This is a genomic window from Myxococcales bacterium (assembly GCA_022563535.1).
Taxonomy (GTDB): domain Bacteria; phylum Myxococcota_A; class UBA9160; order UBA9160; family UBA4427; genus DUBZ01.
In genome coordinates, this window is sequence record JADFNE010000014.1 from 50302 (window position 1) to 73243 (window position 22942).

Annotated in this window: 19 protein-coding genes; 8 read left to right on the plus strand and 11 right to left on the minus strand. The window is 61.0% G+C overall.

Annotated features, from left to right (window positions below):
• Entirely contained in the window at positions 1 to 297 is a 297-nt protein-coding gene (locus IH881_06640; protein ID MCH7867358.1) for an NAD(P) transhydrogenase subunit alpha, read from the plus strand.
• The gene (locus IH881_06645) at positions 294 to 1688 is read left to right on the plus strand and encodes an NAD(P)(+) transhydrogenase (Re/Si-specific) subunit beta (GenBank protein MCH7867359.1); all 1395 of its coding nucleotides are present in this window, start codon (positions 294 to 296) and stop codon (positions 1686 to 1688) included. Before IH881_06640 ends, IH881_06645 begins: the two co-directional genes overlap by 4 nt.
• On the opposite strand, the gene IH881_06650 is transcribed toward IH881_06645, so the two are convergent.
• The 3 genes from IH881_06650 to leuC all read right to left on the minus strand — a co-directional run bounded on the left by IH881_06650 (position 1685) and on the right by leuC (position 4557).
• Entirely contained in the window at positions 1685 to 2473 is a 789-nt protein-coding gene (locus tag IH881_06650) for a 3'(2'),5'-bisphosphate nucleotidase CysQ (GenBank protein MCH7867360.1), read from the minus strand. The two genes, IH881_06645 and IH881_06650, sit on opposite strands and share 4 nt — an antisense overlap.
• Before the next feature lie 63 nt (positions 2474 to 2536).
• Positions 2537 to 3133, minus strand: coding sequence for a 3-isopropylmalate dehydratase small subunit (gene leuD, locus IH881_06655; protein ID MCH7867361.1), 597 nt, complete (start codon positions 3131 to 3133; stop codon positions 2537 to 2539).
• A 2-nt stretch (positions 3134 to 3135) separates the two neighbouring features.
• A complete protein-coding gene (gene leuC / locus IH881_06660) occupies positions 3136 to 4557 on the minus strand; it encodes a 3-isopropylmalate dehydratase large subunit (protein ID MCH7867362.1) in 1422 nt (473 codons plus the stop codon).
• Positions 4558 to 4997: 440 nt separating this feature from the next.
• Between leuC and tkt the strand changes: the two genes are divergently transcribed.
• Together tkt and IH881_06670 are read left to right on the plus strand one after the other, a co-directional pair.
• Positions 4998 to 7052, plus strand: a complete 2055-nt coding sequence (tkt, locus tag IH881_06665; GenBank protein MCH7867363.1) for a transketolase — start codon at positions 4998 to 5000, stop codon at positions 7050 to 7052.
• A gap of 1 nt (position 7053) precedes the next feature.
• A complete protein-coding gene (locus IH881_06670) occupies positions 7054 to 7299 on the plus strand; it encodes a YheU family protein (GenBank protein MCH7867364.1) in 246 nt (81 codons plus the stop codon).
• Here the strand turns inward: IH881_06670 and IH881_06675 are convergent.
• The 5 genes from IH881_06675 to IH881_06695 all read right to left on the minus strand — a co-directional run bounded on the left by IH881_06675 (position 7296) and on the right by IH881_06695 (position 15379).
• Entirely contained in the window at positions 7296 to 8639 is a 1344-nt protein-coding gene (locus tag IH881_06675; protein MCH7867365.1) for a POT family MFS transporter, read from the minus strand. The two genes, IH881_06670 and IH881_06675, sit on opposite strands and share 4 nt — an antisense overlap.
• A 141-nt stretch (positions 8640 to 8780) precedes the next feature.
• Positions 8781 to 12119, minus strand: a complete 3339-nt coding sequence (locus IH881_06680; protein MCH7867366.1) for an error-prone DNA polymerase — start codon at positions 12117 to 12119, stop codon at positions 8781 to 8783.
• Positions 12120 to 12178: 59 nt separating this feature from the next.
• Positions 12179 to 13597: a hypothetical protein gene (locus IH881_06685; GenBank protein MCH7867367.1), complete on the minus strand. Its 1419-nt coding sequence runs from the start codon at positions 13595 to 13597 to the stop codon at positions 12179 to 12181.
• Positions 13594 to 14529, minus strand: coding sequence for a CpsD/CapB family tyrosine-protein kinase (locus IH881_06690; GenBank protein ID MCH7867368.1), 936 nt, complete (start codon positions 14527 to 14529; stop codon positions 13594 to 13596). Before IH881_06690 ends, IH881_06685 begins: the two co-directional genes overlap by 4 nt.
• On the minus strand, positions 14522 to 15379 hold the full coding sequence (locus tag IH881_06695) for an AAA family ATPase (protein MCH7867369.1): 858 nt from the start codon (positions 15377 to 15379) through the stop codon (positions 14522 to 14524). Before IH881_06695 ends, IH881_06690 begins: the two co-directional genes overlap by 8 nt.
• 301 nt (positions 15380 to 15680) lie before the next feature.
• On the opposite strand from IH881_06695, the gene IH881_06700 reads away from it, so the two are divergent.
• Genes IH881_06700 through dinB form a run of 3 tightly spaced genes read left to right on the plus strand, consistent with a single transcriptional unit; the run spans position 15681 to position 18735 of the window.
• The gene (locus IH881_06700) at positions 15681 to 16115 is read left to right on the plus strand and encodes a response regulator (protein ID MCH7867370.1); all 435 of its coding nucleotides are present in this window, start codon (positions 15681 to 15683) and stop codon (positions 16113 to 16115) included.
• Between the two features lie 2 nt (positions 16116 to 16117).
• A complete protein-coding gene (locus IH881_06705; GenBank protein MCH7867371.1) occupies positions 16118 to 17428 on the plus strand; it encodes an FAD-dependent oxidoreductase in 1311 nt (436 codons plus the stop codon).
• 14 nt (positions 17429 to 17442) lie between these two features.
• Positions 17443 to 18735, plus strand: coding sequence for a DNA polymerase IV (gene dinB / locus IH881_06710; protein MCH7867372.1), 1293 nt, complete (start codon positions 17443 to 17445; stop codon positions 18733 to 18735).
• Positions 18736 to 18739: 4 nt separating this feature from the next.
• Here the strand turns inward: dinB and IH881_06715 are convergent, their stop codons facing one another.
• The 3 genes from IH881_06715 to IH881_06725 all read right to left on the minus strand — a co-directional run bounded on the left by IH881_06715 (position 18740) and on the right by IH881_06725 (position 21825).
• Positions 18740 to 19339 (minus strand): methyltransferase type 12, encoded by a 600-nt coding sequence (locus tag IH881_06715; GenBank protein MCH7867373.1) that lies wholly within the window; start codon positions 19337 to 19339, stop codon positions 18740 to 18742.
• Between the two features lie 75 nt (positions 19340 to 19414).
• Positions 19415 to 21043 (minus strand): hypothetical protein, encoded by a 1629-nt coding sequence (locus IH881_06720; GenBank protein MCH7867374.1) that lies wholly within the window; start codon positions 21041 to 21043, stop codon positions 19415 to 19417.
• A gap of 5 nt (positions 21044 to 21048) precedes the next feature.
• Positions 21049 to 21825 (minus strand): hypothetical protein, encoded by a 777-nt coding sequence (locus IH881_06725; protein MCH7867375.1) that lies wholly within the window; start codon positions 21823 to 21825, stop codon positions 21049 to 21051.
• Between the two features lie 332 nt (positions 21826 to 22157).
• Between IH881_06725 and IH881_06730 the strand changes: the two genes are divergently transcribed.
• Positions 22158 to 22868 carry a transposase gene (locus IH881_06730; GenBank protein MCH7867376.1) on the plus strand — a complete coding sequence of 237 codons (711 nt, stop codon included), beginning with the start codon at positions 22158 to 22160 and terminating at the stop codon, positions 22866 to 22868.
• Positions 22869 to 22942: the final 74 nt, after the last annotated feature.

Below are 22942 nucleotides of genomic sequence, written 5' to 3' on the forward strand. Positions count from 1 at the left end.
ATGCTCGAAGCGCCCGCCATTGCAGCGTTGACCATCCTGGTTCTGGCCCTGTTCGTCGGAGTCGAGATCATCACCAAGGTTCCGCCGTTGTTGCACACGCCGTTGATGTCCGGTTCCAACGCCATTTCCGGCATCACCATCGTGGGCGCGATCCTGGCCGCCGGGAGTGACCACGGAACCCTCTCCACGATATTGGGGTTCATCGCCATTGTGATGGCCACGGTCAACGTGGTCGGTGGCTTCCTGGTGACCAACCGCATGCTCTCCATGTTCAAGAAGAAGCCGAGCAAGTCATGACGCCGACTCTGATTCAATCCGCATATCTGGTTGCGGCGATCCTGTTCATTCTGGGTCTGCGCAATCTGTCTTCCCCCAAGACCGCGGTCACCGGCAACTTCCAGGCTGCGGTGGGCATGCTCATCGCCATCGTCGCAACCCTGGCCGACGCCTCTGTCGTCAGTTACGGGGTGATCATGGCGGGTATCGTCGTGGGGGCTCTGGCGGGCTCGGTGCTCGCACTGCGCATCGAAATGACCGCGATGCCCCAGATGGTCGCTCTGCTGAACGGTTTCGGCGGTGCAGCTTCTGCGCTGGTCGCCTCGGCCGAGATCTTCGGTTCGGACACAACCGGCACGACACTGGAAGGGATCGTTCCGATTGCCATCGTGATCTCAGTCCTGATCGGTTCGATCACATTGACCGGCAGTCTGGTGGCCTTTTCCAAGCTTCAGGAGCTGATCGGAGGCGCTGCGATCCGCTACCCGGGACAGCAGTTCGTGAACGGGGCCCTCGGCCTGAGCATGCTGGGAGTTGCTGCTCTGGTGGTGATGAACACCGGCAACCTAGACGCCTTCTATGCTCTCGTCGGCATCTCTCTCGTGCTCGGCGTGGTGCTCGTGATCCCGATCGGCGGCGCGGACATGCCGGTCGTCATCTCGCTGTTGAACTCCTGTTCCGGTATTGCCGCCTGCGCGACCGGCTTCGTGCTCGACAACAGCACGCTGGTCGTGAGTGGCTCGCTGGTGGGGGCATCCGGCCTGATCTTGACGCAGATCATGTGTGTCGCGATGAACCGCTCGATCGGCAACGTCATTTTCGGCGCCTTCGGATCGGCCGGGCAAACCGGCAAATCGAGCGGTGAAGTTCAAGAGCAAGGCAACGTCATCTCCTACACGGCGGAAGACGCTGCGGTGATCTTTTCGAGCGCCCAGACGGTGATCGTGGTGCCGGGTTACGGCATGGCGGTTGCCCAGGCACAGCACGCGGTGCGGGACCTGACCGACACCCTGGGCGAAAAGGGGATCGACGTAAAGTTCGCCATTCATCCAGTGGCCGGCCGCATGCCCGGGCATATGAATGTGCTGCTCGCGGAAGCGGATGTTCCGTACGACCAACTCATCGAAATGGACGAGATCAACCCGCTGTTTCCCGAAACGGACGTGGCGCTCGTAATCGGCGCAAACGATGTCGTGAATCCTTCGGCGCGGGATGATAAGGGAAGCCCCATTTACGGCATGCCCATCCTCAACGTGGATTCTGCCGAGCATGTCTTCGTGATCAAGCGCAGCATGAATCCCGGCTTTGCCGGCATTCAAAATCCGCTCTTCTTCAAGGACAATACGATGATGATCTTCGGCGACGCCAAGAAGGTCGTGATGTCCTTGGCCGAGGCAGTGCGCAAGTACTAGGTACTAGCCAAGAACTCTTCGATCAGTCGCCGCGATCCGGCAATCATCGACTCTTCGCGTAGGGCGTCGGGTTGGTTGTATCGCAGGACCTGACCGGCGAAGTCGACATATCCCCCCCCGGCTTCGTGAACCAGCAGATCTCCGGCGCAGACATCCCATTCGCTCTTCGGCTTTACCGAAAGGTTGAAGTCCGCGTCGCCACACGCGACCAGGGCGAGCTTCCACGCAATCGAACCCATCGGGCGGAGTTCGCCGAACAGTGGGGCGTAGGGCTCGAGCTTGCCGGCATTTTCCTCGCTGCGACTGACCGCGGCCCGGGCACCGGCGAGGGTTTTGCAATCCGAGACGCCTGCCGGCTGGCCGTTCTTGTAGACCCCGTGCCCCAACCGTCCCGAGACCGTGACTTCGGCAATGGGGTTGTGCACGACGCCCACGACCGGTCGCTGGTCTGTGACGAGACCGATGGAGATTGCGAATTCTGGGATCTGTTTGGCAAACTCGCGGGTTCCGTCGATGGGGTCGATGATCCAGACGCGAGCTTTCTCGAGACGGGAGTGGTCGTCGGTGGATTCTTCCGTGAGGAAACCGTCGTCTGGAAATGCTTGCGCGAGAATTTCTCGGATCAACGCGTCGGCGTCGAGATCGGCTTGGGTGACCGGATTTCCCTTGGACTTCTCCCACGACTCGGGTCCGTCACGGAAGCATCGCGCCACGAGTTCGCCCGCTCGCTGCGAGGCCACCAGGGCAACCTCGAGTTCCTCGGCGTACTCGTTTGCAGGAGTCAAACCTTGGGCCCTTCGTTCGCGGTGGACGCGCGGTCAGTAGGGGGATTGGATAGAGAGTTTGGGTCAGTAGCCGGCGATGTACGGCAGAGCGTTTCCCGTGGTCTCGATTTGATCCTGCGCTTCCAGCAGCAATCCCATCGCATCCCAAGTTCCTTCGAGAAATTGGATGCGGCTGCCGTCGTCGATATGGATGGGGATGGTGCCGCCTCGGTAGCTGAGCGTGCGAGTTTCGAGGTCGATCGTCACGTCCTGTTCCGGGTCTAGTTCGACGCTGTCCATCAACTTGGCCAGGGGGTCGTCGTCCAGGGTTACGCAGACGAGGCCCAGCGCGGTGCAGTTGCCCGCGAAGATCTCGGCGAACGATGCACCGACGAAGCCGTTGAATCCGAATCGCATCAACGCCTGGGGGGCGTGCTCCCGAGACGATCCGCAGCCGAAGTTCTTGCCGACGATCAAAATCTGCGCACCCTCGTAGGCATCGTTGTCGAGGGCGTGATTGCCCTTGGCCGCCTTGCGAGCGTCCTCGAACAGGTGCTCGCCCATGGTGTCAAACGTCACTTCCTTCATGAAGCGCGCCGGGATGATGCGGTCGGTATCGATGTCGTCTCCGCGCAGGACGCAAGCATGGCCCATGACCTTGTCGATCGAACGTACTGCCATGACTAGAGGACCTCCCTTACATCGACCACTTTGCCGGCGATCGCGGCCGCAGCCACCATGGCCGGTGACATCAGCAGCGTTCTCCCGGTGGGAGAGCCCTGTCGTCCTTGGAAATTTCGATTGCTTGAAGACGCACAGATCTCTCGTCCCCGCAGCTTGTCGGGATTCATCGCCAGGCACATGGAGCACCCCGGCTCTCGCCACTCAAAGCCGGCCTGTCGAAAAATCTCATCGAGTCCTTCTGCCTCGGCCAGCCTCGCGACCTCGTGGGAACCTGGAACCACGAGCGCTCGCACACCGGGCTTCACCTTGCCGGTCTTGGCGACTCGAGCGGCCTCGCGCATGTCGGAGATGCGACCGTTCGTGCAGGACCCGATGAACGCAACATCGATTGGCGTGCCGGAAATTCGCTTGCCCGGGGTCAGGTCCATGTAGTCGAGGGCTTCGGTGATCGATGCCCGTTCTTCATCGGGCACTTCCGCGGGATTCGGGATGCGTCCCCCCACGCCAATGTTCTGGGCTGGGTTGATTCCCCAGGTCACCGTCGGTTCGATCAATTCTCCGGCGAGTTCGATTTCGTCGTCGAACTCGGCGCCGGAGTCGCTGGCGATGCCGCGCCATACCGCGACGGCGCGGTCGAACGCCTCACCCTGGGGCACCCTTGCGCGACCGCGCAAGTATTCGAAGGTGGTCTCGTCGGGATTCACGTACCCGCAGCGCGCACCCCCTTCGATCGCCATGTTGCACAAGGTCATGCGCTCTTCCATCGTCATGGCATCGACCACGGGGCCCGCATATTCGTACGCGTAGCCCACGCCACCGTTGACCCCGAGTTCCCGGATGATCGCGAGGGTGACGTCCTTTGCGTAGACACCGTGTCCCAGTTTCCCGGTGATGCTCACCCGTCGAACCTTGAGGGTCGCCATCGCCAGGGTCTGGGTGGCGAGAACGTCGCGCACCTGGCTGGTGCCGATCCCGAAGGCGATCGAACCGAACGCACCGTGGGTCGAGGTGTGGCTGTCGCCGCAGGCAATGGTCATACCGGGTTGCGTCAGCCCCAGTTCGGGTCCGATGACGTGGACGATCCCCTGCTGACCGCTCGGGATGTCGAACAACTCGATCTTGAAGTCCCGACAGTTTTTTTCGAGCTCGCTCATCATGGCCTCGGCCATTGGATCCGAAAGTGGGCGGATGCGGGTGTCGGTCGGAACGATGTGATCCACGGTCGCGAATGTCCGCGCGGGAAAGCGAACCCCGAGTCCCAGTTCGCGAATCATCGCGAAGGCCTGGGGGCTGGTTACTTCGTGGATCAGGTGAGTCCCGATGAAGAGTTGCGTGTGACCGGTCGACAGTTCGCGGACCGTGTGCGCGTCCCAGACTTTTCGGAACAGGGTTCTGGGCTTCGTGTCGCTTGTTGTGCTCATGGCGCAAGTTCTCCGAATCTACCGGGCCGCGATTGGGCGTTCTACCCGGGACCTGTGCAAAGGAGCGGACCGAAACGTCGTTACGCGATTTCGTTCACCGCGGGTCCGTGTTCACCGCCCGTTCCGCCGCCAGATCCTCGCGCGCAGCTCGAATAGGGGATTGATCAACTCGGGCTTGATAGCACGCGTCCGGGCTCACGGCATTGCGGCCCGATGCGCCGTTAGAATGCTCGAGCTACCCGCGGGTGAGATGGGTCGCGAGACGCGGACGGATCTTCAATCTTCCTCCGTCCCAGTCACTCCGATCTTCTCCATCTGTACTACTGTCCACTTGAACTGGCCCCCCGATTAGACGCGCACACCTCATGCGCATAGCCTGATTTGCCCTTTACCCTCGGAGCACAAGCTCACCCCAAGTTCATGGCAAATTGAGAGGATCCATGCCGAGCGATCTCTCCCCCCAGCTCCGTCAGCAAGTTGAGAACACCATCCGCTTCCTCGCCGTAGATGCCGTTCAAAAGGCGAATAGCGGTCATCCCGGGGCACCCATGGCCCTGGCCGGACCCGTCTTCGAACTCTGGGATTCGCAGATGCGATTCGATCCCGAGGATGCGGAATGGCCGATGCGCGATCGTTTCGTGCTGTCGAATGGTCACGCGTCGATGCTGTTGTATTCGCTGCTGCATCTGTGGGGCTACAAGCTGCCGCTCGAAGAGCTGACGAGGTTTCGTCAGCTCGGAGCGAAGACGCCCGGACATCCGGAGTATCGCGAGACGCCCGGTGTCGAAGTCACCACCGGACCCTTGGGACAGGGGATTGCCCACGCAGTCGGTATGGCCCTGGCCGGGCGCATGACGGCCGCGCAATTTGGTTCGTCTTCCTCGTCGTCATCGTCAGAACACGAGAGCAGCGCGGGTGCACCCGGAAGCCACATGGTCTACGGCGTGTTGAGTGACGGCGATTTGATGGAAGGAATCTCCGGTGAAGCCTCTTCATTGGCCGGCCATCTCGGTTTGGGCAATCTGGTCTTCCTCTACGACGACAACCAGATCACGATCGACGGCGGCACCGAACTCGCATTCACGGAAAACGTCAAGCAGCGATACGAGGCCTACGGCTGGCATGTAATCGACGGACTCGACGGTCGCGATTCCGCGGGGATTCGCGTTGCCCTCGAGCGCGGCAAGGCCGAGACCGAGCGGCCCAGCCTGATCATGGTGAGTACGGTGATCGGACTGGGGAGCAAGGCGATCGAGGGAACGAGCAAGGCTCACGGTGCGCCCCTGGGTGCGGAAGAGGTGGTTCGCGCCAAGCAAAACATGGGCTGGCCGACGGACCCCGAATTTCTGATACCGGACGAAGTCAAGGCCTACCTCGCAGAGCGCATCGAGCAAAAGCGCAACGAACGGCGCGCGATCGACACCCAGACCGCCGCATGGCGAGCGGCTGAGCCCCAGCGAGCCGCGGCGTGGGATGCGGCGCGAGCGCGCAAGCTTCCCGCCAACCTCGCTGCGTTGTTGTGCGAAGGCATGGACGGCGAAGCCGCGACCCGCAAGCACTCGGGCAACGTCTTGCAGAAGCTATCTGAACTGGTGCCCTTCATGGTCGGGGGGTCTGCCGACCTCGCGGGTTCTGCCGCTCCGCCGATCATCAAGGGCGTGGGGACGATCGGAATCGACGAGGGGCAGGGTCGCTTCGCCGGACGCAACATCCACTTCGGCATTCGCGAACACGCGATGGGCGCGATTACCAACGGCATCGCGCTGGATGGGACTTTCATTCCCTACTCGGGAACCTTTCTGATCTTCAGCGATTATATGCGGCCTTCGATCCGGTTGGCCGCCCTGATGAAGCTGCGCTCGATCTTCGTCTTCACCCACGACTCGTTCTTCGTCGGCGAAGACGGCCCCACGCATCAACCGATCGAACAAGTTGATTCGCTCCACCTGATTCCTGGCCTCACGGTGTTTCGCCCGGCGGACGGACTGGAAACCGCGATGTCCTACGCCTGGATCCTCGAACACGCGGAGGGACCTGTGACCTTGGCCTTGACCCGCCAGAACCTGCGACCCCTGGAGCGGTCGGCCGACTTCGATCGCGAGTCGATCTTGAAGGGGGGCTATATCGTCCGCGAAAGCGAAGGCGAACTCGACGCGGTGATCCTGGCGAGTGGTTCCGAGGTGATGCTCGCCTGTGACTGCGCCGCCAAGCTCGCAGCCTCGGGGATCCACGTGCGGGTGGTTTCGGTTCCCTGCCTGGAACTGCTGAATCAGCAGCCCGACAGCTATATCGATTCACTCGTGCCCGACAACGTTCCCGCCATCGCAGTCGAGGCCGGCTCCGCACAGAGCTTCCGCGCCCTGGTCGGGCGCCGCGGAATGATCTGGGGGATGAAGGGGTTCGGCGCGTCGGCACCGGGGGGCAACCTGGCTGAGCATTTCGGGTTTACTCCAGACCAGTTGAGTGAGCGCATTCGCGAATTTCTGGCAAAGTAGCTTGGTCGACACCACGGACGACGATAATCGGTATCTAGTCCTGAACTCGGCGGACCTCAATGCGGATTCACTGCGCGGACTGATCGAAGAGTTTGTGAGCCGCGACGGGACCGACTACGGACAGCTGGAAAGAACGCTGGATCAGAAAGTTGATGCGGTGATGCGTCAACTCGAAGTTGGGGAAGTTTGCATTGTCTTCGATCGGGAAGAAGAGCGTGCGAATCTTATTTTGGCTTCGGAACTCTAGGGTTCGCTTTCCTGGATGTAGGTCTTCTCTTTGAATGCCATCGCGACCGGTACGAAGATTACGGCCGATGCAAACATCAATCCCGAAAAGAACAGGAAGTAGCTCGCGCCTTCGAGGCTGGAGGAGCCGTCGGGGTTTTGGATGAATCTGTTGATCGCCGCGGTGACGAGATTACCGAGGGATACGCTCATCAAGAAGAGCGACATGATGAAGGACTTGGTTCTTCGCGGTGCCTGGGTATAGGAAAACTCGAGCGCGGTGATGGATACGAGTACTTCGGCCGCGGTGATGATCGCGTAGGCGACGAGCTGCCAGCCGATGCTGGGAGTTTGGCCCGCTTCGATCCAGGTTTCGATCAACGCGCAGATCAAAAACGACCCGGTCGCGATGAACAACCCCGCCGAGATTTTGCGCAGGGGGGTGAGGACGATGAACCGCCCCAGCATTGGATAGACGAACTGGGTAAACAGCGGGATGAAAATCAGAATCAGGATTGGATTGAGGGCCTGGATCTGAGAAGGAAGCCATTCGATTCCCAAGAATTGGCGATCCATCTTGTTGGCCTGCAAGACCCAGGTCGATCCAGATTGATCGAATAGCGCCCAGAAGATGGCGATGAAGAGATAGACCAGGCCGAGGCGCAGCATGATGGCAATGCCTTCGCCGCTGAACGCTTGCTTGATAAAGGCACGGCCCCCGGGTGGGATATGGACGAAGCGGTTGCGCCCGAACCAAAAGACCCACGTCGCCAGGATCATCAACGCACCGGGAAGGCCGAATGCTGCGTGGGGACCGTAGTGCTCGAGCAAGAGCGGAGTGAGTAATGTCGAGATCGAGGCCCCGAGATTGATTGCGAAGTAGAAGTACGAATAGATCTTTGGCAATAGCTCGGCATTGGCGTCGCCGAACTGATCGCCCACATGAGAAGATACGCAGGGCTTGATGCCGCCAGATCCGATCGAGATCAAGCCGAGTCCGATCGCGAGTCCCACGATCGTGTCGTCCATCGCCAGCGCCAGGTGGCCCAGGCAGTAGACAATCGAGAGGCTCACGATCGTTCGGTATTTCCCGAGAAAGACGTCGGCGAGCAGGGCACCCGCGATCGGGGTGAAGTACACCGCCGTGCTGAATAGATGGTAGTACTCCGTGGCCTTTGCATCGCTCAGCACCGCGAGATCGCCAGCCGAGTCGCGCAGGTACTGGGTCATGAAGATGACCAGGACCGCCCGCATGCCGTAGTAGCTAAAGCGCTCGGCCGCTTCGTTGCCGATGATGAAGGGGATGCCCTTGGGCATCTCATCGCTGTTTACGGGAGCAGTTCGGTATTGGCTGCTGGCCATCTAGCCTTCGGCCGGGCCAGGGAGGGTGAGCGCGTGTTCTGGGCAGCTTTCGTGGTCGTGCCGGATCTTCATCTCAGTTCCTTCGATTTGGCGGCTGCATGATCCGTAATGTGGTTGGGCGCGTCAATTGGCGCGGATCACTCAGCGGAAGTGCCGTCCAGGGGGGAGTTTTGTGCGCTGAAGTGTGTTCTCTGTGTTTTCCGTTGCATGGGCTGCCTTCGAAGTCAGTGCCGCAAGGTGTCCGACCTTTACGTGGATCACACCTCGAGCGTTTTGCAGAGGCCCAGCGATCTCGATGATGGCGCTGGTCGCAAGCGGTACCCGGAAGCGGCGAAACATGTCCGGGGTCAAGATGGCGTTCGAAGTGCCGGTTTCGTCTTCGAGGGTCAAGAACGTGAAGCCCCTGGCCGTGCCCGGGTGCTGGCGGACGATCACATGGCCCGCCGTGCGCACGAAGCGACCGTTCTCGACGCTTCGCAATTCCACTGCCGAGAGTACCCCTCTGCGGCGCAAGCCCTCTCGCAAGTAGGCCAGGATCTGCGGGCCGGTCGTGAGCCCCGACAGCCGGTAGTCGGCCAGGGTTCGTTCGATGGGCGACAACTCCGCCAGGGGAGAAGCTGCCTGTTTGCGCTTGGGCTTGCGCCTGCGGTTGCGATCGCGGTCTGTTTGGCTGCGCGCTTCCGGCGGCAGCCCGGCAAACAGCGACCGCGGATCGCGTTCCAGCGCCGCAACCTGCCACAGGGCGGCGCGGCGATGCTCTCGTCCGGGTGCTCCGGGGAGCATCGCGAGTGCCCCCAACTCGGCGAGCGCCGTGATCTCGTCTCGCTTGAGCGTCACCCGTTTTGTGAGATCGGGCATGCCGTGAAAGGGGCCCACGGCGCGTTGCTCGAGCAACTGTTCTGCCGCTCTTTGACTCAGGCCGCCTACGTAGCGCAGTCCAATACGCACAGCGGGTACCGGGCGCTCGGCTCCGTCATCGTTGATGTCGGCGATGACGCCGGGCTCGAGAGTGCATTGCCAATCCGAGGCCGTGACATCCACGGGACGCACAACCACCCCGTGTCGCTGAGCATCTTTCACCAGGGTTGCGGGGTTGTAGAAGCCGAGGGGATAGCTGTTCAAGAGTCCGGCGAGAAAGGCCGCGGGGTGGTGTCGTTTCAGGTAGGCCGAGGCGTAGGCGATCAGTGCAAAGGATGCGGAGTGAGATTCGGGAAACCCGTAGCGCGCGAACGATGAGATGTACTGCACGATCTCATCCCGGGCTTTCGCGCTCACCCCGCGCTCCGTCATACCCGCGCGCAAGCGCGCTTCGATGCGATCCATCCGCTCTTCAGAGCGCTTGAAACCCATGGCCCGGCGCAATTCTTCTGCTTCGCCACCGCTGAAGCCCGCGGCGATCATGGCGATGCGCAGAATTTGTTCTTGAAACAGGGGAACGCCCAGGGTGCGCTCGAGCACGGGCTCGAGAGAGGGATGGGGATAGCTCACCTCTTGTCTGCCCGCGCGCCGCTCCAAGTAGGGGTTGACCATCTGTCCCACGATGGGGCCCGGGCGGATCAGGGCAATCTCGACCACCAGGTCGTAGAAGCATTTGGGTTTCAGCCGGGGAAGCGTCGCCATCTGGGCTCGGCTCTCGATCTGGAAGACGCCGATCGTATCAGCTGCGCGCATCATGGCGTAGGTCGCGGGGTCGTCTTGGGGCAGCTTGGCAAGATCGACTTCGATGCCTTCGTGTTTTTGAATCAGGCTCGTTGTGACTTCCAACGCCGCCAGCATGCCCAGGCCGAGCAAGTCGATTTTGATGATGCCCATCTGTGAGCAGTCGTCTTTGTCCCACTGCACCACCGAGCGGTCTTTCATGCTGGCGGGCTCGATCGGGACGACTTCGTCGAGATGGCCGGCGGCGATCACGACCCCGCCACTGTGTTGTCCGAGGTGCCGCGGCAAGCCGCGGATTTGTTCGACCAGGCCGAGCAGTCGGTGGATACGCGGGGCCGCGGGATCCACTCCCGCCTGGGCAAGTGTGGCTTCGAGGGTGTCGAACTCGTCGCGGTGGTCGATGCTCGCAATGAGTTTGGAGAGTCGCCCAATCGTCTCGGGGCTCATGCCCAGCACCTTGCCCAGCTCCCGCACGGCGAGTCGAGTGCGGTAGGTAATGACGTTTGCCGTCATCGCGGCGCCGCGCTCGCCGTATTTCTTGAAGACGTATTGGATGACGGTTTCGCGTTGATCCCCCGAAGGCAGATCCAAGTCGATGTCGGGCCACTCTCCGCGCTCCTCCGAAAGGAAACGCTCGAACAAGAGCTTCATCCCCACCGGATCGACGGCGGTGATGGCCAGGGAATAACAAACGGCACTATTGGCCGCCGAGCCCCGACCTTGAACCAGGATGTCCCGACTGCGGGCAAAGCAGCTGATGTCGTGGACGATCAGGAAGTATCCCGCCAGACCCAGCCTTGCAATGATCGCGAGTTCGTGTTCGAGCTGGCGATGCACTGGGCTCGGCAAGGGAGCGCCGTAGCGGCTTCGCGCACCCTCGTAGGTGAGTCGGCGGAGCGCTGCATCTTGGCTCTCCCCGGGCTCGAGGGGGTATTCGGGGAAGTGATACTCGAGCACCTCCAGGCCGAAGTGACAGCGTTCTGCGATGGTCCGGGTTGCGTGGATCCAGTCGGGACGATCGGCAAAGCGTGCCACCATCTCATGGCGTGCCTTGAGGTGACGTTCGCCGTTGCGGAGTAGCCGCCTGCCCGCGCGATCGAGGGACGTCCTGGCATAGAGACACGTCAGTGCATCGAGCAGGTTTCGTTCTTCGGGCCGAGCTGTGCGCACGTCGCCACTGGCGACAACCTGCACTCCCTGGGATTCGGCCATGGCGCTGGCGCGCCGCGCCGCGCGTTCGTGGTCGCGATCGAGGTGTCGCGAAACGTCGACCCATAACCGCGCTCGCTCGCCTTGATCCCCAGCACGTGCCCCGAACAGCGCGTGGCTGCGATCGAGAAATGTCGCATCGAGTGTTGCATCTCCCCGGACCAGCGCAGTGAGGCCGTCGGCATGTTCCTCGAGTTCATCCCAGGTGAGGAAGGGAGCCGACTCCGGGCGCGGTCGGTTCGGGGAGTCCTTGCTCTTCTTCCGTTGTCCCAAGGTGAGCAGTCGCGAAAGGTTGCGCCAACCCTTCGCGGACTCGACCAACAAGAGCAGCTCGCCCTCGATCGGTTGTCCCGGGCTTCGCAACCGGATCTCCGCACCGTGGATCGCCCGCACGCCGTTGGCCGCGCAAGCCCGGTGAAAGCGCGGGCTTGCGTAAACCCCATCGCGATCCGCCAGGGCGAGGGCCGGGTACTCGAACTCGGCGGCGCGCAGGGCGATGGCTTCGGGAAGGGACGCCCCTTCGAGAAAGCAAAACGCACTGCGGGCACGCAGCTCGATGTATTCATTTGCGGGCGGGCGACTGCGGCCGTGCTTCGGGATGCTGGGGGGCATCCAGCCATTTTCGTCTTACTTTCGCCTTTCGTCAAGCGGGCTTCTCGCCGGGCGGGCTGCTAGCGCGTGTAGATGCTGCCGAGCATCGGTGGGTCGCCGATGTGTTCGAAGTGTTCGGGGTTGAGCACCGTCGGGTCGACGAGTTCGGCGAGCAGCGCGATCAGCAATGCAAGCAAGAAGCTGCCAACGATGCCGAGCTGTAGATAGCGTGCACTCGAGCGGATCGGCTCGGTCGGCGTCGATGCGGGGTCGAGTACGCTCACCCGCGGTCCCTGTTGTGATCGCTCGAGTTCCTCCGCCAACTTTGCGTCCTGAACTTTGCGCAAGAATTCGAGGTAATTTTCTTCGAGCACACGAGAGTTTTGGGTCAGCGCCTCGAAAGCTTCGGCGTTTTCGGGGATCTGTGTCGCACGACGATCCAGAGCCGCCATTTCTCCGTCGATCTCGGAAAACTCGAGTCGCAAGTTCTCGAGGCCGCGCTCCACCACCGCGAGCCGGGCATCATGAGCGAGTTTGGACTCCTCATAAACCTGGTTCACTTCTTCGCGTTGATCTTCGAGCTGTTCGATTTGCTGCTGCAGTGCGATGACATTTGGATGCTCATCCGTATGAAGTGAACGTTGGGAGATGAGAGAAAGCTTTAGATCGGCGAGTCGAGCCTCAGCTGTGCCCCCACCGCCGGCGGTACGAGGCGCTGCCAGTCGCTCTTCTTCGGACAAGATCTGATCGCTCAAATTTTGCCGATGGGTCTCGAGGCGCTCGAGTTTTCGGAGGACGGTCTCCTGATCCATTGGCATCGATCCGCGGTGAGTCAAATAAAACTTGGTAATCGTCGTCTTGATTTCGCGAAGCTTCCCTTCAGCGCGCGTGAGTTCGCGTTCCATGAACTCCGTGGTTGTTCGCGCCTGTTGATTCCGGCGGCGGATGCTCGAATCGATGAAGCCGGCCGCGAGTTGATTTGCAATCACGGCGGCGACTTCCGGATCCGCGGAGGAGTACTCGATCGAGAAAATCGAGGCGTTTTCCTGCCCGCGTCGTCTATTACCGCGGACGGTGTCATCAGGCGCGATTGAAATATTTTTGCGCATTGACGCGATGATGTCCGCAAGCTCGGTTTCGGCGCGCTCATCGGAATACAAGTCGTATTTTTCAATCAACTTACCCAGGTTCTTGTGGGAGAGAATCTCGCCCGCCATGGCGTTGATGTTCGAGAGCGAATCGAGGCCAGAAACCGTCGAGCGGACGAACTCTTCCGGAATCTGTTGGTTGGACACGAGGACCGTCGCCTTTGCGAGGTACATCGGCTTGAGGGTGAAGTAGAAAGACGCGGTTGCGAGGATTCCAATGACAAAAGAGATCACCATCCAGATCCACCGACGGCGGATCAGGCCCAGGGGATCGAGAGTGATCGCCTTGATCTGGGCGACGATGGCTCCGCCGCCGGCCTCGTCCTCGGCCCATTCTTCGCTAAAACTCATTCGGATTCATCATTTGCGTAGTAGTAATAGTCGTCATCTTGCGAGTGCCTCGGCACCGGCACGTCGTTGAGCACCTTGCCGAGTACTTTCTCAGCCGGAAGGCGATCGAGCATCTCCTGGAACCGGTGCGCCCGGGTCGCGCCCGCTCGTGCGACTGCCACACAGTATCCGGCACTGCGCATGATCAAGGTGGAGTCCGGCACCAGCAGGGTGGGTGGGGTGTCGATGATCACGGCCGTGTAGCGCTCTTCGAGGTCGCGAATGAATGTTTCGAACGCCGGAAGCACCAACAACTCATGGGCAGCGCGATGAGGTTGGGCAGCCGGGTACAGGTCGATCTCCGGATTGAGCAAGCGGATACAGGTCTGTTCTAGCTTTGCTCGGCCCGTCAGGACCTGCTCGATACCCATGGAAACCTCAACCTGGAACTCTCGTGCGAGGGATGGATTGCGCAGATCAAGATCCACGAGAGCCACACTGCGCTCGCTGAACAGGGCTGCGATCGAAGCGGCGATATTGCAGGCGACGATCGTCTTGCCCTCGTTGCGATTGGCACTCACGATCGCGAGACTTCGCGCAGATCCTCGGTCGACTTCCGTTCGCAGCCTCAAACAGAGATGCCTGTGGCGTTCGACGTGAAAGATCACACGACTGAGGGTGTTCGGAAGGACGGTCGAAATCTCTGCTTCGCTGCGCTTATCCGTGGCGTCGTGGCCCGACCGCTCGGAAGCGCCGAGATCGCCTGTGCCTTCGGCTGTAGACGCTTCTTCTTTGGCGCGATTCATCGCCGCAGTGACTTCCCCCGTAGTCTCTTCGCTGTGGCGAGGTACCGCATTGGTCCCGGCCTCGACCTCTACCTTGGAAGCGTCGGAAGCGTCGGAACCGTCTACAGGCTGGTTCGCCCTGCGCAGAGCGTCGGCGATTTCACCCACGGTCTACTCCAACTTCATGGGCCGTCGGAAGGCTGGCCTGTCGAATTCCATCCATGTCTTTGGCCTTCGTTTCGATAAATTCGGGTCCGATCGGTTTTATGCCCTTGGCGTACGCCGAAAGCAAGACCCGATCGGCCAACAGACTAATCAATCTGGGGCAACCCTGAGAAAAAGCAAAAAACGAAACTTCGACGCCCGCCTCGAACACATCGTCGAACTCAGCTCCCGCTACCTTCATGCGGTGGGCGAGATAGGGGATCATCTGGTCGAGCTTGAGAGGCACCATGTGGTGCTCGACAGCAATGCGCTGACGCAATTGTCGCAGGTCAGGACCCGCCAGCATGTGCAACAACTCGGGCTGTCCGGTCAAAACAATTTGCATCAACTTCGAGGTATCGGTTTCCAGATTTGAGAGCAGCCGCACCTCTTCCAGAGTTTCCTGATCGAGATTTTGCGCCTCGTCGATGATCAGTACCGTGTTGCGGCCCTTGCGCAGCTGTTCGAGCAGCATGCGATTGAGGGCGATGATGTAGTCTGCCGTCGATTCGAATTTCCCCTCGATGCCAAATTCCGCTGCGATCAGTTTCAGTAGATCCAACGGTGTGAGGGCAACCGTATTGAGAACCAGCGCGGTGTCGGTGTCCGGCGGAATCTGGGCCATGGCTGCGCGCAGGAGTGTCGTCTTCCCAGTACCGACCTCTCCGGTGAGCAGGAGGAAGCCCTTGTGCCGGGTGATCCCGTAGACGAGGGTCGCCAATCCTTCCTGATGGGTTTCGGAGAGCCACAGGAAACGTGGGTCGGGGGTAAGTGAGAAAGGCGGCTCGCGGAAGCCGAAAAATGCTTCGTACATCGGCGTCCTTATCGGTCTTTGGGGGGGTATGAGTGAGGGATTGTAGTGCAACTTCGCTGGAGTACGGCAGGTAAATTGCCGTGAATCTGCACTTCGTACAGCCGCGGGTGGCGGTTGTCCAGGCTTTGATCCGCGTAGCGGTAACTCTGCCCCATGGGGCATGATTTCCCATTTTGATAGCGAGTAGGTGAACGGAGCTTTGATGCTCGTCGCGTCGCTCGCGGACAGTTCGACTCCATCTTGGAAGTGACTGCGAGGGCCGACTTTCGGAGTATGATGGGTTGAGATGACTGGGAAAGCAGTGTCAGCCACAATTCTTGTCGTAGACGACGAACCGCCTCTGCTGCGGCTGGTCGCCCGAGTGCTCGAACGGCAGGAATTTACGGTGTTGACCGCGTCTGACGGTGACGAAGCGATCGACCTGTTCGACAAACATATCGACTCGATCGACGGTGTTCTCCTCGATATTTTCATTCCACCCAATGGTGTAGCCGAGGTGATGGATCACATGATTTCTGCGCGCGGCGATCTCGTTGTGATTCTCTCGAGCGGCGACGATCCGGAACCCGCGATCGCGGAAAAACTAAAGAGCCAGGGAGGTGCGTTCCTGCGCAAGCCTTATCTCCCCAAGGCGATGCTCAAGTTGCTCGAGACTCAGCTCGACACGAAGCGTCAGTCCCGACGAGAGCGCGGCCACGACGAATCGGTTCCGGGGCGCGAGCAGGAAGACGTTTGAGCGTGGCATCTGTCGTCGTCGTTGGAGCGGGTCTTGCTGGGTTGTGCTGTGCCTGGCGTCTGCAGCGCGCGGGGTTTGACGTCGAAGTTCTCGAGCGAGCCGAGCAGTCCGGGGGACGGCTGCAGAGCGAGCGAGTCGACGAATTCCTGCTCGAAGGGGGGGCGACGTTCTTTACCAGTCACGATCGAAGCCTCCATTCGATCTTCGATCATCTCGATCTCTCGAGCGAAGTTCAGTCGGTATCGCGGTTCCCGGATGCATTGATCAAATCGGGTGAGTTCACAGCGATGCGACCGAATGAGGATCCATTGCTATTGCGCTCGAAGCTCATCTCGCGAAGGGCGAGTCTGCGTCTGCTCCGCCTTCGCCTCGAAAGCAGACGCTTTCGCAATCATCTCGGTGCTCCAGACCAGGAAGCGATCTCGAGCCTCGAGTCGCAAGACGTTGCGAGTTATCTCGATCGAATCGTCGGAGAGGAGATTCGCGAACAAATATTCGTGCCCTACCTGTCTGCCGTTCTGGAGTTGAATTCGGAAAATCTTTCGGCGATGTATCTGCATCAGCTCATCGGTCGAGTCGCGGGTGCGCGACCCCAGTATCTGGTCGGAGGCATGGTGCAGCTCACAGCTCGCCTCGCGCGCGGGATCTCCATTCGCAACGGCTGCGAAGTGACGAGCATCGAAACTCACGACGACGGTGTGCGGTTGCGTTACCGAGCGGGCGAACGAGAGGGCAGCGTTGCGGCAAACGCGGTCGTGGTGGCGATCCCCGGATCACAGGTAGTGGACATCTGTCCCAAACTCACACCGAACGAGCGAGGCTTTTTTGAAGGTGTCCGCTATTCGCGTGGGGTCGTGGCTCACTTGCTGTTCGACGAAGCGATGTCCTTTCCCTATCGCAGCGTTTCGTTCGCGCGCCGCAAGGGTTTCGGACTCTACGGCGTGCAGGCAGCCCACCACAAACGCGGCGCTGCACCCAACGGCGCGGGTCTGCTGCGCGCGAGCCTCACCGAGGCGGCCAGCGAACGCGTCTTTCGAGGGTCCAATGCCGAGGTGCAGGCCATGGTTCTCGACGATCTCGCTTCGACACCGTTCGGGAAACTCTCTCCCCGGCGTGTTGTCGTGCATCGGGCTGCGGCGGCGTCACCGGTTTTCTATCCCGGCTATCTCGCGGGTCTCCAACGCTTTGCCGCGCGTTCCGAGCGATCTCCACGAATCGCGTATTGCGGGGACTACCTGATCGGGAACGGGGCCGAAGCTGCCTTGAACAGCGGCATGCGGGCGGCGTCGCAGATCGCCCGTGGATTCGATTAGACTGGACCGCAGTCATGCCGGACGAGCGAACCTCTCTTTCTCCTGACCACCCGAAACCCGATCCGCCCGAGTTCGAACGGGTCATCCTCCACGCCGATATGGATGCCTATTTCGCGTCGGTCGAGCAGCGCGAGCGTCCAGAATTGCGCGGCTTGCCGATCGCAGTCGGAGGCGAGGGCGGGCGGGGTGTCGTAGCCGCCGCGAGTTACGAGGCCCGGGTGTTCGGCGTGCGCTCCGCCATGCCCTCGTTCGAAGCGCGCAGATTGTGCCCGGAGTTGATCTTCGTTCGCGGCAATATGGCGCTCTACGCGCGCGAGTCTCGGCGCATCTTTGCGATCTTTGACGAGTTCTCTCCCCGGGTCGAAGGTCTTTCTCTCGACGAAGCCTTCCTCGACTTGACGGGCACACAGCGGTTGCTCGGAACGCCTCGGGAGGTTGCTACTCGCTTGCGCGCACGGGTTCTGGAAGAGACGCAGTTGACGGTTTCAGTCGGAATCGGACCAGTGAAGATGGTTGCGAAGATCGCGAGCGCCGCGGCGAAGCCCGACGGGTTGCTCGAAGTGCATCGCAGCGACGTGCGTGCGTTTCTGGCCAAGCTTCCCGTGCGTGCGATCTGGGGTGTGGGACCCGTGGGAGCCGAACGTCTGCACGCGGCGGGCTTCGAGAATTTGGGCCAGTTGGCCGATTGCGATCCAGAGCGGGTTAGGCGCAGCGTCGGACAGTGGGGAGTCGAAATCGCACGTCTGGCCCGGGGCGAGGATATTCGCGACGTAGAGGCGTATCGCGAGCCCAAGTCCTACAGCGAGGAGAACACCTTCAACCAGGACGTCTCGGAGACGGCGTTACTCGAGGCGACGATTCTCACCCACGCCGAATCGGTTGCCAGGCGCTTGCGCAGGGATGAACTCAAAGCACGGGTCGTCGTATTGAAGTGGTGTCCCGCCGAGCGACGCGCTCCCGGTCCGCGGGGCTATCCCGCGCGCTCGCGGCAGATCACGCTCGCCGAAGCGACGGACGACGGGGATCTGATCGCGCGCGAAGCGCGCAAGCTGTTGGCGAATGCGGATCTCGGCGGGTCGGTTCGCCTGATCGGAGTCTGCGCCGAGGGACTCGAGAGCCGCGAGGCACCTCAACTCTCGTTGTTCGATGAAGCCCCGGAGAAGAAACGGCGCAGCGAACTCAATCGAGCGCTCGACGAAATTGCCGACCGCTTCGGCGCGAAGGCTCTGCAGCGCGCGAGCCAGGGAACTGCGGAACGGGCGGGACTTTCCATGCAGATCAAGCGCGGCGAAAAACTAGAGGACTAGTCCTCTAGTTTTTCCCAACAACTTTTTCCCAACAATAAACGCGCATCGGGGGCATGTTGAGCAGCTCGGTCTGGACATTGGCGCGTCCGAATACGTCGTTGCCCAGACTCTCGACCCGATCGCGAAACTGGTAAGCGACAAAGCGACCGTCGATGGGAAGTGCAGCGTGTACCGAGCGCAGGATGCTCAAGCCGAGTTCCCAGTCCATGGTTGAAAACGGAATGCCCGAGAGAATCACTTCGGGTTGATTGAGCCCGTACTTGCCGAGTGCTGCGGGAATGTCGGCCGCGCTGCCTTCGTGCACGATCAGGCGTGGGTCGCGCAGGGTCGCCTTCAGCAACTTCACGAAATCTGGATTGATCTCGATTGCGAGCAACTTTGCGTCGGGCGCCATCTCGCGCAGGAAGGCCTTGGTCGTGCCGCCGGTTCCGGGTCCGAGTTCGATCGCGAGTTTGGCGTTGGCAAGGCCGGCGGTGTTGACGATGCGCTTTTCCATGAAGCGCGAGCTTGGGATGATGGAGCCAACTTCTTTGGGGCGATTCAGGAAGCCGCGCAAGAAGGCCAATCGGTGATCCTGGCGCGGGTCGTTTTGGCTTGCACTCATGCTGGGGCATCCTTCGGGTCTGCTGACACGGTCTTGTGGGTGGATTGCGGTTCCTGGTCTTTATGGCGGCGGATGTTAGTCGTAGATTGCATCGATCTGCCAGTCTCGATGCACCCAATCAAAACACAGGCGAAGGATTGTTCCGTCACTGACTTGTACGTCGAAGTGGTCCAGTGCAAAGCGCCCCTCATCAGCCCACCAGCGCCCGGTCGTGCGCCACGGTCCGGCGACGTTGATGATCCGACCGCAAGCGACTGCGCTGCGAATGACACAGGGGCAGCCGTCTTGAATCTGGACCTCGGCTAGCACGGGAGGACGCAGGGCTCGCACGACGAGAGAGGTGCCGTCTGAATCCACAACTCCTTTTTTCGAGATACTGTTTTGTAAGCTTGTGTTGCCCGAGAAGGGTCTGAGTTCAAATGCATTGGGGTGGTTGTCGTCCACCACAGCGGGTGCCCCGACCTTGCCCGGGCCGCAGAGAGATTCAAGTTCTGCCAAGGTGCGGTCAAGAGCAGCCGGGTCGGGTCCCGGGTTGCGGAAGAGATCCAATTGGTCGCTGCGCGGAACGCGACCTTCGGTGCTGACCGCGATCCCTTCGATCGGCGCTTCGGGGGGATGGGCTTCGAGGGCCTGGGTGACCAGGCGCAGCAGCACCCGGTGATCGCGGGTGGGTGCTGCGACTCCGATGCGGCGATGGTCTCGTCCGCCGCCGCAGAGGTCAAGTTCGAGGTCGATCGGGCCGCTGGCCAGGCCGCGCAGGAGCAACCGCTCGGCGAGTCTTGCGAGCATGCCCCGCAACACGAAGGAAAGCGGTTCGAGGATTTCGATCGGGTATTCGAGATCGATCGCTTCGCGCAGACGCGCGTCCCGGGGTTCGGGCAAAGGAGGTTCGACCTCGAGGCCCTGGGCTCGGGCGACCAGGTGCAAGATGCCTGGACCCAAGCGCTGGGCCAACGCCCGCTTCGGTAGGGCGAGCAAGTCCCTCACGCTGTAAATACCGAAGCGGGTCAACTTCTGGGCGAGTTCGTCGCTCGGACTCAACAGATCGACAGGAAGAGGGGCGAGGATCGCTGCTTCGTTGCTTGGCGTGAGGATGCAGCACGCAGGTTCTTTCACACTTGATCTTGCCGCACTTGATCTTGCCGCACTTGATCTTGCAATGAGGTCGCTGCCAGTCGCCTGGGCGAGCGCGGGAATGGCCAACTTGCGCGCGACGATTTTGGCGATGCCGCGGGTGGAGGCGATGGCGATGGTTCCCGGGAGCCCCAGAGATTGTGCGCGTGCTGCGAGTGCCGCGGCAAAGCCGGCTTCGGAGTGATAGATCGAAGAGACCCCCGTGGCATCGAGAAAGACCGCGCCTTCACAAACGAAGATTCCCGCAGCCCTTGGCGCGAGTGCCACGCGAGGCGAGAAGGAGAGGGCGATGTCGCGCAGGGCTTCTCGGGTCGTGCGTTCGAGTGCGGGGGAAGCGGTGCGAATCGTTACCTGGGAAGACAGGTTGCGGACATGGCTCACGCTGCAGGGCGTGGTAAGGCCTGTGGCCACGGCTTCGGGGGAGAGCGCGATGATCTCCGCCCGGGCGTCGGCGCCTGTGGTGCCCGTGGTGCCCGTGGTGATGGCGAGGGGCCGCCCGGCGAGGTGGGGGTGGGCGCGCAGTTCAGCGCGCAGGGGAAGGTCGGGAATGAGGAGACAAGCGATACGCATGGGGGCTACGCCGCGCGAGACGCGGCTCTCGATTTCAGTTTGATCTTCCGGTCTTTCGCATGATCCGGCCGGCAGCGAGCCAGCAGCGCGCGGGTTTCAAGGGATTCGAGGAGAGCAGGTGTCCCGGTGAAGTGCGCGATGGCGGGCTGCATCTCGAGGGCGAGTGCCGCTCGGGCCCCCGCGAGCCGCTCATCGGAGAGCAGGATGAGGGTGTTCTGCTTCCTCGCGGTGAGCCGCGTGAGGCGCAGCCAAGCCGCCTGTGGGATGAAGGTCTTGTTGTCTCTTCGATTCAGCTTTGAATTCCGCGCTCGAACCCGGCGGCTGAGGTCCAACACCACGAGGTCAAAGCCTTCGGTTTCGAGAATGCGTTCGGTGCAGCGCAGAGCAACGAGGGATTGTTGCGCCCGCACCCAGAGCACGCGTTCGAGCACCACCCCCGCAGCTTCGGCCGAAGGCGGATCGAAGGCCTCTGCACAGTCGACCCATGCGACGTGGACCCCGCTACGGGTCGCCCGAGCGAGCAAGCCGAGCACCAGGGTGGTGCGGCCCGAGGAGGTCGGCCCGAAAATTTCACTCAAACAGCCAGCCGGAAAACCGCCGCCAACCAACTCGTCGATATCAGACAGACCGGTGGGATACCTAGCGGAATACCTGGACGAGTCGTTCCGGCGCTGGCTCGCTGTTTGAATGGTTTTCTGCAGCTCAGGACTCAGCTCGCGATCGAGCTCGCGAAGCAGAGCTTGAAGCCGGGACGGCTGTAGGGTCGCATGCGGGGGAGGCATGATGCTACTTTCGTCTTATTTTCGCCTTTCGTCAATGGGGAAATACGCGGACTGGGGAGTTTATGGGTTGGGTCAATCGTGTTCTCGGAGTGGATGGGGGAGGGGGTGTTGCGGGGCTTTGGGGGTGAGGATCGGGGGTCTTGCTGTACTGGGCGTGTTGCCATTTGGGCAATGAGGGAAAGGGAGGTTTTCGGGGGTGATGGGTTAGTGCGGGGTGTGGCGGTGGCGCGGACAGGGGGTGAATGAAAGTTCACGAGTTGTGGTTGTGTTTATTTTATTTATCTGACGCATTATTAGGTTGATTGGGGCGATGGTTCTGCTACAGTAGAGGCATGGCAGTAATCAAGCAGTTGGAACTCGCTGACTATGTCTTGCAGAAGCGCATGACCTCTGGACATGGGGGACCGCGCAAAGGGGCTGGGGCCAAGCGGGTTGGACGTGGCCAGGTGCCTCATCGACAACGATCTGATTTTAATAAACTCACTCCCGCCCATGTGACGTTGCGTGTTGTAAAGGGACTCTCGAATCTTCGGCAACGATCACTCGTGATGGAAGTGCGGAAGACATTCTCCCGGGGGTGTGAGCGCGGCGACTTCCGGTTGGTTGAGTACTCCATCCAGCACAATCATCTTCACATGATTGTCGAGGCTGAGTCTCGAGATGCCCTCTCCCGGGGCATGAAGTCGATTGCTGCTCGGTTTGCACTGGCTGTGAATCGTGTCTTTAAGCGAACCGGTAAGGTGATTGCAGGCCGGTATCACGTTCAGCTTCTCACTTCGCCCCAGCAGGTGCGCAACGCGCTTCGTTATGTACTTCTCAATATCCGAAAGCACTTCAAACAGCGAAACGGCCATGCGCCACCCGTGAAGATCGACGAAGCCTCTTCGGGCAGTCAGTTCGACGGCTGGCGCGCAACCTCAAAGAGCTTGCGCGTGAAGGCATCCACCGAGGAAGAAGTAGGAGTCGCCAAGGCGGTGAGTTGGCTCCTCAGCAAAGGCTGGCGCAGACGCGGCCTGATCGACCTCTCCGCAATTCCGGGCTAAAAACTCTCCCCCACCCAGTTCCCCCGCCGAAGCCCACCCCGTCCGCACTACCAAACCGTCCTTTCCCTCATTGC